Below are 9,419 nucleotides of genomic sequence, written 5' to 3'. Positions count from 1 at the left end.
ATACTGCAATCGGGTTTTGAGAAAACCCTATAAACTTGGCTCAGCAATCGTTGGTTAAACCATGATTTCTCGTGGAGTAACTTGCGCTGCTGATAATCAGTTGACTCTCAGTCTGACACCGCAAGCACCCACACGAATTGCTTGATTCAATTGTTAAAGAGCGGTTGGTTGAGCCTTTCGTCTCAACCGAGGCGCGCATTCTACAGCGCCTCAGTAACTTGTCAAGTGATTATTTTCAGAAGTTTTCAGAGTTACTCTTCAACTTCAATCACTTGCGTGCCGAGCGATCTTTCGACCAACTCATCAGCGGGAGGCGAATTCTACAGCGTTCAAACTTGCTGTCAACTACCTTTTTCACCGCTGCGGCCCGAGGCCTGCACCATTCCCTCGCCGTTTTCACATCTAACTCGTTGATCTTCAAGGAGTTTTAAGTTTCTTCCGCGGCGGGAATGGTGCGCATTATAGAGCGCTGAGACGGGGCGTCAACACTTAATTACATATAGAGGCTAAATTAAATAACTGCGCATTATATTGCGCAAATCTGGCGAGTTACTCATCATGCAGCTTATATATAGAAAGCCTGCCCCAGGACCACACCCGCCATGAAGCTGTCATCGCCCACCCCATCATCCCTATTGTTCCCTCTGGGGTTGCTGATCATCGCAATGATCTCGATCCAGACAGGTGCCTCCCTGGCCAAAAGTCTGTTCCCCGCCGTCGGTGCACAAGGCACAACAACCCTGCGACTGATCTTTGCCAGCATCATCATGATTCTGGTGCTGCGCCCCTGGCGCGTTCGCCTGACCACGCGTTCGGTGCGCATGATCATCATGTATGGCATCGCACTGGGCGGAATGAACCTGCTGTTCTATATGTCCTTGCGCAGTGTGCCGCTGGGCATTGCCGTGGCCCTTGAGCTCACCGGCCCCCTGGCGGTAGCGCTGCTCTCTTCACGCAAGACAACCGATGTCGTGTGGATCGCCCTGGCGGTCGGCGGCTTGTTGATGCTGATCCCTGACAGCAACAGCGGCGCCAGCCTCGATCCGCTCGGTGCGGCCTACGCTTTGGGCGCCGGCGCCTGTTGGGCCGGTTACATCGTCTTCGGCCAGAAAGCCGGAGAAGGCAACGGTGTGCAAACCGCCGCACTGGGCGTGATTGTTGCAGCGTTGTTCGCGGCCCCCTTTGGCGTGGCGCATGCAGGCTCTGCACTGCTGGACATTGGCCTGCTGCCCGCCGCAATCGGCGTCGCCATTCTTTCGACCGCCCTGCCCTACAGCCTGGAAATGATCGCCCTGACACGCATGCCGGCAAAAACCTTCGGCACCCTGGCGAGTCTGGAGCCCGTCATCGCCGCGCTGTCGGGCCTGCTGTTTCTGCACGAACAGCTTTCGACACTGCAATGGCTGGCCATGGGCGCAATCATTCTGGCCTCCATTGGCGTCACCCTTTCGTCCACCCCCGAACAGCCGAAACTGGTGCCAGGCGATTGATTCTCAATCACAAGAGTTTACAAGGCACTAGCATTTGTTCCGCGCATGCGCCATGTTTAGAGCCTGACCGATACGGTTCGTGGGAAATTTCTGTGAACTGATCGATATCTCTTGAATGCCTACAAGCATTCAAGCCAGATTTTTGGCTTTCAGACACAGCCGGTTAAGGAACGGGATGAAATACATCGTTATCGCACTGGCGCTGCTTGGCGTAACAGGATGCGCCGCGACGGCCAAGCCGGTTACTCAAGGCAAGCGCGGCATCCATATCAACTGCTCAGGACTGTCTTCATCCTGGGAGAAATGCCAGGAGCTGGCTGCCAGCACCTGCGAGTCAGGCCAATTTAGAGTCATTGCCAAGTCCGGTGATGCCGTAGAGGACCCTGGCGATTACCCATTCGGCCTGAACCCCGCCGGCTACACCAGCCGCAGCATGATCATCGTCTGCAAGAAATCCCGTATCTGAGGCAAGCGCCTCCCCGATCAGACGCTGACGGTGCGCGCTTGCAACCACTGCAAGGCAGCCCCTTGCAGCAGGGGGCTCAAACGCTGCCGCACGTGCGCGTGGTAACGGTTGAGCCAGGTCTTCTCATCGACACTCAGTAGCGACAATTCCAGGCAACGGGTATCGATCGGGCACAGCGTCAACGTCTCGAAACGCAGAAACTCGCCAAACTCGGTCTGCTCCGCCTCCTGGTTGATCACCAGGTTCTCGATACGCACGCCCCAACGCCCCGGCCGATAAGTGCCGGGCTCAATCGAGGTGATCATCCCTGCCTGCATTGCCGTCTGCGGCGTAACCGGTGCCTGATAGGCGATTACCTGCGGCCCTTCGTGCACATTGAGGAAATAGCCCACGCCATGCCCAGTGCCGTGACCATAGTTGACGCCGTCGGCCCACATGGGCGCCCGGGCGATGGAGTCCAGTAGCGGCGCAGGAATGCCCTTGGGAAAACGCGCCCGCGACAGAGCAATCATGCCCTTGAGCACGCGGCTGCAATCCTGCTTCTGCGCAGCACTCGGCTCGCCAATCGCAACCATGCGCGTGATGTCGGTCGTTCCACCCAGGTACTGGCCACCGGAATCGATCAGCAACAGCCCATTGCCTTCAATCTGCGCATGTTCGGCTTCGCTGGCCCGATAGTGCGGCATGGCGCCGTTGGCGTTAAAGCCTGCAATGGTCGCAAAACTGGGGCAGACATAACCGGGTCGGCGCTGCCGGGCCTCGGCCAGCTCTTCGTCGATGGTCAGCTCGCTGATCGACAGACGCCCCAGGGCATCATCCAGCCAAGAGAAGAACTCGCACAGTGCGGCACCGTCCTGCTCCATCACCTGACGGATATGACGCAGGTCTTCATGGCTCTTCTGCGATTTGAACAAGGTCGTGGGGTTAAGACCCTCAACCAGGCTGACCTCACTGTCCAGATGATCGAGCAGGCCGCACGTGACACGCGCAGGGTCGATCAACAGGCGGGCCGCCTTGGGCACGTTGCGCAACGCCGCACCGATCTGGTTGTACTCCAGCAGATTGACACCGTCGCGTTGAAGGCTCTGACGTACAGACGCGCTGATCTTTTCGCCGCCGACAAACAGCGTGACACTTTTCGGGCCGATCAGGGCAAAGGAAATGAATACCGGGTTATAGGAGACATCCGAACCGCGCAGGTTAAACAGCCAGGCAATGTCGTCCAGAGTCGCAATAAAATGCCAGTCGGCTTCACGCTCGGCCATGCTCTTGCGCAGCCGCTCGATTTTTTCCCGACGCGAGACCGTCGCATGTGGCGGCAGGTGCTCGTAGACCGGGTTGCGCGGCAAGGCCGGACGGTCCTTCCACAGCTCGGTAAGCAAGTCCAGGTCGGTACGGAACCTGACGCCGCGGTCGTAAAGCTTGCTGGCCAGGGTCCGGGAAGATGCCACCGCCAACACGGCCCCGTCGACCGCCACGACTGTGTCGCTGGCCGCCTGATCGGCCAGCCACTCCAGCGGTCCCGGCTGACCGGGCAACAGCTTGACCAGTTCGATACCGCTGCCGGCCAGCTCTTTGGTGGCTTGTTCCCAATAACGGCTGTCGGCCCAGAGGCCGGCGAAATCCTGAGTGACGATCAGCGTGCCCACCGAACCATGAAACCCGGATAGCCACTGGCGACCTTGCCAGAACCCCGGCAAGTATTCGGAAAGATGTGGATCGGCAGAGGGCACCAGCCAGGCGTCGATTTTTTCGCGGCTCATCACGGCCCGCGCCTGCGCCAGACGCTCGGCCGCTCCTGCGACATTGGTTTGCTTGCTCATTACCGCTCCTGCTGACCCGAAATTGACCTCGGGTCAGATAATGGAGCAGTGATTACGAGTGAGCAACTGCCCAGAACGGTGGCTGGCTCAGAGAGGCCCGAATCTGTTCCGCCGCCTGGTCGATATCGGCCTCGCGGGTAAAGCGTCCCAGGCTCAGGCGGATGGTCTGACTGGCCGCTGCGGCGTCGTAACCCAGCGCCAGCAACACATGGGACGGTGCGTTTTTGGCCGAATTGCAGGCCGAGGTCGAAGAAAAGGCCAGTGACTTGCCCAGAGCGGTGACATCCAGATCACGACGCCCGAAGGTCAGGCTCAGCGTGTGTGGTATGCGTTGCTCGCGACTGCCGTTGACCACCAGCCCGTTGATGCCGGCCAATTGTTCGCAAAGGCGATCGTTCAAGCGTTGAGTGAAGGCGATTTCATCTTCAAGCAGCTCGGCGGCCAAGGCGAAGGCAGCGCCCATGCCAGCGATCTGGTGGGTCGCCAGGGTTCCTGAGCGCAGGCCCTGCTCGTGGCCACCGCCGTGAATCTGTGCCAGCACCCGTTGCCCGGCGCGCGGGCCGACATACAAGGCACCGATGCCTTTGGGGCCATAGATCTTGTGCGCCGAGAACGACATCAGGTCGACCGCCAGCTCGCTCAGATCAATGCGCAGCTTGCCTGCACCCTGGGCGGCATCGACATGCAACAAGGCGCCATGCTCACGCACCCGCGCGCCAATCGCGGCGATATCGTTGACCGTGCCCAGTTCGTTGTTGACCAGCATCAGCGACACCAGAAACGTGTCTTCGCGCAAGGCGCCGCTGACCGCCTCGGCACTGATCAGGCCATCGGCATCAGGCGCCAGGTAGGTCACCTCGATGCCCTGACCCTGCAAATACTGCGCGGTGTCGAGAATGGCCTTGTGTTCGATCTGGCTGGTGATGATATGCCCACCGGCCTTGCCACTGCGCTGAACCTGCGCCTCAGCCACGCCCTTGAGCGCCAGGTTGTTCGACTCGGTAGCACCCGAGGTCCAGACGATCTGGTCAGCGCGGGCACCTACCAGTGCGGCCACTTGCTGGCGTGCCTGCTCCACAGCCAGTCGCGCTTGCTGTCCGAAGCCGTGCGAACTGGATGCCGGGTTGCCGAAATTACCCGATTGCCCCAGACAGGCCACCATCACCTGGATGACCCGCTCGTCCACGGGCGTGGTGGCGGCGTAATCGAAATACAGTGCGCTATTGCTCATGAACATCCCTCTGAAATGCACAATCCGGCCGACCGGATCGTCTACAGGTCGATGCGTGCAACACGCCGGGACTGTCCCGCAGCGGTTCGTCGACGCTCGACATCGGTGGATCTATGACGCTGTAACCATGAAAGCATCATGCACCAGACCACATAGAACCAAAAGGAATCAATTTGAATTTATGTATAACCATATTGAATATACCGATTTTTCAAGGCGTGCAACCGCTGCCAGAACAGCATTTCGTCGATAAAAAATCCTGAGGTCAACTGATTGAAGTCCTTATTGCAGATATTACTCAATGCATGACGCCGGACTTCCCTACTGTCTCTTCAACAGCCCTTTATGTGTCTTCTGGTTGAAGGCCGTTAGTGGATATCAATGAAGCGCTGTCCACCCGCCAGAAAAACGTCACTCTTCGAGACGCCTTGAAGTGTTAGTTTTTTGACCCTGTTTAAATTCAAACAGTTAAGCTTTACATGCAGTTTTTTATCAAAAATTTAACAGGAAATTGACGAAATAATTTGACAGATTCCTACACAGCTTCAATATATAGGTCTGTCTGACGATTCCTGGCTTTTATGCCAATGCCACAGAGCATTGCATCGGAATGGTCGTAGTGACACCACATCGCAACATTGCAGTCATTCTGTAATCACGGTTGTTTCCACGGTGGCTTTTTACACCGCTGGATGTCTGTCGACTCGCCTATCCCTATTTTGAACTACTGAATTCGTTCGGTATGGCGGTAGCTTTGTTCTGAAAGTTTCCGATCGCCAAGCCCCATCTGGCTAACGGTCACGGACAAGCGCCCACCTTATCAGCGCCAGCCTCTGAAGCCTCGGACTTCGGGCGGTAGCGTGGCCGAACAGTTATTCGATTAACCAGGCCTCGCCGCCATGTTTTTGGTTTTTCGCCTCCCCTGACTCAGAGGTGTAACCGAATGCCGTCCATTCCTGAAGCTGTCACCGAATTTGCCACAGAGCTGGCGCACCTGATGGACACGCAAGGCTACGCCCACATCGAAGGCCTGTTGAGCCCGAACGAGTTGACGCAACTGCAAACCTTCACAGATGAGCAGGCACGCCGTCACCCGGGTGAATACTTTGCCTACCACGGTGAGCAGCCATTGGCCGACAGCACCCTGGCGCAGCTGTGGTCCAACCCGCTGATACAGCAACTCATGGCGCAGCTTTACCGCCACGCCACCGGCCATGACAGCCCAAGCCCGACGATATTTCCGGTCCTGCGGTGTGTGCAGGGCACACAGGGACGCCGCGAATCCAATTGTTTTCACTTCGATGCCAGCATGGTCACGATGCTGGTGCCGATTCACATCCCTGCCGAAGGGCAAGAGCGCGGCGACCTGATGCTGTTCCCCAACCTGCGCGGTGTACACCGTACGGTACTGGTCAACCTCATCCAGAAGACCTTGCTGCAAAACCGCTTCAGTCGCTGGTTGATCAGCCAGACCATCCAGCGCGGCTGGCTCAAGCCCATGGTGCTGCCTCTGGTACCCGGCAATCTCTACCTGTTCTGGGGCTATCGCACGCTGCACGCCAACCAGCCTTGCAGTGCCGGCCTGATGCGCGCCACCGCGCTGCTGCATTTCGGCGACCCGCACAGCGGCAGCCTGACCACTCGCCTGATTCTGAGGCACAACCAGCGCCGCGCTGCACGTGTAAGCGCACAGACACTGCGCGACGAGCCGCCGCAAACCTCGTGATCCCGCGCCTGTTCATCCCCTGTAACCGCATGCCGCTTACCACTGACACGGAGGTTTCGATGATTAATGTGACCAAGACCTATCTTGGCGATATCGACAAGTTCAAACGCTATGTCGAAGGCATCTACGCACGCGGCTGGCTGACCAACCACGGTCCCCTGGTCGAAGAGTTGCAGGCCCGCCTGCGCGAATACCTGGGTGTACGCCATGTCATCCTGACCAATAACGGCACCCTGGCCCTGCAAATTGCCTACCGCGCCCTGCAATTGAGCGGCAGCGCCGTGACGACACCGTTCAGCTTCGTGGCCACCAGCAGTTCACTGCAATGGGAAGGCATCCGCCCGATCTTCGCCGACATCGATCCGCACACCTGGAACCTGTCGCCCCGGCACATCGAAAGCGCCATCGAAGCCGACACCTCGGCCATCGTTGCCACGCATGTGTTCGGTAATCCGTGCGCCGTCCAGGCCATCGAAGAAATCGCCAGGCGGCGCAACCTCAAGGTGGTCTATGACGGCGCGCATGCCTTCTCGGTGCGCTATGCCGGCCAATCGGTGTACGCCTGGGGCGACATCAGCATCCTGAGCTTTCATGCCACCAAGCTGTTCCACACCATCGAAGGCGGTGCCATCGTTACCAACGACGATGACGTGGCCAGACGCGCCTCGTTGCTGTGCAACTTCGGCATCAGCGGCATCGACCGTATAGAAGGCATCGGCATCAATGCCAAGCTCAACGAATTCTCCGCCGCCATGGGCCTGTGCATCCTCGACGACATCGACACCATCCTTGAGCAGCGGGCCGAAATAGCCGATCGCTACACCACCCGCCTGCACAACTATGTCGACCTGCAACAGCCGCAGGTCCACAGCCGCCCGAACAACAGCTACTACCCCATCGCCCTGCAAGACGAAACGCATCTGCTTCAGGTGCGCAGCCTGCTCAATGCCCGTGGCATCAACCCGCGTCGCTATTTCTACCCGTGCCTGGACACCCTGGAATACCTGCAGCCGCAGCCGGGCCAGCCGACAGCACGGGCCTTGAGTGACCGGGTGCTGTGCCTGCCGATCTACCCCGGCCTGCCGCGGGAAGATCAGGACCGGGTCATCGAGAGCGTGCTGGAAACCTGCAGCCCGCGCGCAATCAGCCCGGTTGTGGCACAAGTCGGATATTGAGCATGTCGGTGATCCGCAATACCGCACTGAACTATGCAGGCCAGGCTTATGTGCTGGGTGTGGGGATTGCGATCATGCCCTTCTACCTCGGGCACCTGGGCGCCGAAGCGTACGGCTTGATCGGATTTTTCACGGTCATGCAGGCCTGGTTGCAGTTGCTCGACGCCGGCCTGTCGCCCAGTCTGGTGCGCGCTGTCGCTCACCAGCCGGCCAGTCGGCAAGGGCGTCAGAACTGCGGGCGGTTATTGCGCTCGTTCGAGATCATCTTTTTGCCGTTGACGCTGGGCTGCGCGCTGGCGATCCATCTGGGCAGCCCATGGATTGCCAGCCACTGGCTCAATGCGCAGAGCCTGTCGGCACAAAGTGTCAGCGACTGCATCGGCCTGATGGGCGTGATCATTGCCCTGCGCTTGTACGCCACCCTTTACAAAAGCGGACTGCAAGGCCTTGAGCAGCATGCCTGGCTCAACGGCGCCAATGTGCTGATCGCCACCTTGCGCTATTTCGGCGCGCTGTGGCTGGTCAGTTCGGTGTCCAGCGATGTGCGTGACTTCTTTATCTTCCAGGCGCTGGTGAGCCTGGTCGAGACCCTGATGTTCGCCACGCGCGCCTGGCGGCAAATGCCCGGTGCCGTGCTGGCCGGCTTCGACATGACCCAGGTCAGGCCGGTGCTGCCGTTCGCCGCCAGCATGTCGCTGACGGCGGTGTTGTGGATTGCCCTGACCCAGATGGACAAGGTGCTGCTCTCCGAGCGCCTGCCGCTTGCGCAATACGGCTACTTTTCGCTGGTGGCGCTGGTGTGCACCGGCCTCCTGACCCTGACCAACCCGCTGGTGCAAACCTTGCTGCCGCGCCTGACCCGGCTGGTGGCCGAGGGCCGCGAGCAGGACATGCACAGCCTGTTTCTGACCGCGCACCGGTTTGTCTGCACCCTGCTGTTTCCGTTGGCGGCCATCATTGCCCTGCATGGCCAGGCGCTGATCTACGCCTGGACCGGCGATGCCATGGCAGCGCGCTGGAGCCAGCCGGTGCTGGGCTGGTACGCCCTGGGCAGCGCGATCATGGCCATCAGCGCCTTTCAGTTTTACCTGCAATACGCCTACGGCCAGATGCGCCTGCACGTCGGCTACAGCCTGGTGTCGGCGGCCATCAGCGTGCCGGTCATGTTCTACAGCATCGATGAACTCGGCGTGCTCGGCGCCGCCCTGGCCTGGTTCGGCCTGCGCCTGGTCTCGCTGGCGATCTGGCCGCTGATCGTACACCGCCACCTGGCACCCACGCTTCACGGCCCATGGCTGCGCGATGTGTTGCGCATCAGCCTGATGACCGCGCTCGGCCTGACGGTCAGCACCCCGCTGTTCGACCTGATCGCAGGTCTTGAGCCCAATCGCATCAGCCTGCTGCTGGCCCTGGCCGCCAGCGGCCTCGTGACCCTGCTGCTGGTGGCCATCAGTTATCGGCCATTGATGCACAAGATCTATCTATCGTTGAGCAAACCGAGTACTTGA

Annotated in this window: 7 protein-coding genes; 5 read left to right on the top strand and 2 right to left on the bottom strand. The window is 59.3% G+C overall.

Annotated elements, in window-relative coordinates; all coding sequences use genetic code 11:
- Positions 1–602 precede the first annotated feature (602 nt).
- Together rhtA and ACYAS9_RS24195 are read left to right on the top strand one after the other, a co-directional pair.
- Positions 603–1,490 carry a threonine/homoserine exporter RhtA gene (gene rhtA, locus ACYAS9_RS24200; RefSeq protein WP_463570939.1) on the top strand — a complete coding sequence of 296 codons (888 nt, stop codon included), beginning with the start codon at positions 603–605 and terminating at the stop codon, positions 1,488–1,490.
- Positions 1,491–1,665: 175 nt separating this feature from the next.
- The gene (locus ACYAS9_RS24195; RefSeq protein WP_463570938.1) at positions 1,666–1,956 is read left to right on the top strand and encodes a hypothetical protein; all 291 of its coding nucleotides are present in this window, start codon (positions 1,666–1,668) and stop codon (positions 1,954–1,956) included.
- 17 nt (positions 1,957–1,973) lie between these two features.
- Here the strand turns inward: ACYAS9_RS24195 and ACYAS9_RS24190 are convergent, their stop codons facing one another.
- Together ACYAS9_RS24190 and ACYAS9_RS24185 are read right to left on the bottom strand one after the other, a co-directional pair.
- A complete protein-coding gene (locus ACYAS9_RS24190; protein ID WP_463570937.1) occupies positions 1,974–3,779 on the bottom strand; it encodes an aminopeptidase P family protein in 1,806 nt (601 codons plus the stop codon).
- Positions 3,780–3,831: 52 nt separating this feature from the next.
- On the bottom strand, positions 3,832–5,010 hold the full coding sequence (locus tag ACYAS9_RS24185) for a cysteine desulfurase family protein (protein ID WP_463570936.1): 1,179 nt from the start codon (positions 5,008–5,010) through the stop codon (positions 3,832–3,834).
- Between the two features lie 943 nt (positions 5,011–5,953).
- Between ACYAS9_RS24185 and ACYAS9_RS24180 the strand changes: the two genes are divergently transcribed.
- From ACYAS9_RS24180 to ACYAS9_RS24170, 3 genes are read left to right on the top strand one after another with little or no spacing between them, the layout of a single operon-like run.
- On the top strand, positions 5,954–6,736 hold the full coding sequence (locus ACYAS9_RS24180) for a hypothetical protein (protein ID WP_463570934.1): 783 nt from the start codon (positions 5,954–5,956) through the stop codon (positions 6,734–6,736).
- Between the two features lie 59 nt (positions 6,737–6,795).
- Positions 6,796–7,911: a DegT/DnrJ/EryC1/StrS family aminotransferase gene (locus ACYAS9_RS24175; protein ID WP_463570933.1), complete on the top strand. Its 1,116-nt coding sequence runs from the start codon at positions 6,796–6,798 to the stop codon at positions 7,909–7,911.
- Positions 7,912–7,913: 2 nt separating this feature from the next.
- Positions 7,914–9,419 (top strand): lipopolysaccharide biosynthesis protein, encoded by a 1,506-nt coding sequence (locus ACYAS9_RS24170; protein ID WP_463570932.1) that lies wholly within the window; start codon positions 7,914–7,916, stop codon positions 9,417–9,419.

This window comes from Pseudomonas sp. HP_08, assembly GCF_055284095.1.
This window is presented reverse-complemented; position numbering and strand designations above follow the sequence as displayed.